The following is a 270-nucleotide window of genomic DNA, read 5'->3' as shown; positions in this document are numbered from 1 at the left end:
AATCCAGTCGCTCCGTATTCCGGCGACGTCGGTCCAGCAGAGCCAGGCGTTGCAGGTGCCGATCGAGCGAATGATGTCGAAGCAGCCGGAGGTGCAGTTCGTCTATTCCAAGACGGGCACCGCCGAGCTGGCGGCCGACCCGATGCCGCCGAACGCAACCGACATGTTCGTTATCCTGAAGCCGCGCAAGGATTGGCCGGATCCTGAGCTGCCCAAGGAGGAGCTGGTCAGCCGGATCGAGGGTAAGCTCGCGAAGATCCCGGGCAATGC

At 63.3% G+C, this 270-nt stretch carries 1 protein-coding gene; it reads left to right on the top strand.

Features of this window, described 5'->3' with window-relative positions; genetic code table 11:
- A partial coding sequence (locus tag RYX56_RS26600) for an efflux RND transporter permease subunit (RefSeq protein ID WP_317124152.1) occupies positions 1 to 270 on the top strand: 270 nt, incomplete at both ends.

Origin of the sequence: Alkalihalophilus lindianensis, assembly GCF_032843265.1 — a bacterium.
Taxonomy (GTDB): Bacteria; Bacillota; Bacilli; order Bacillales; family Bacillaceae_D; genus Alkalihalophilus; species Alkalihalophilus lindianensis.
Note: the sequence above shows the minus strand (reverse complement) of the source record. Positions and strands in the feature narration are given on the sequence as shown.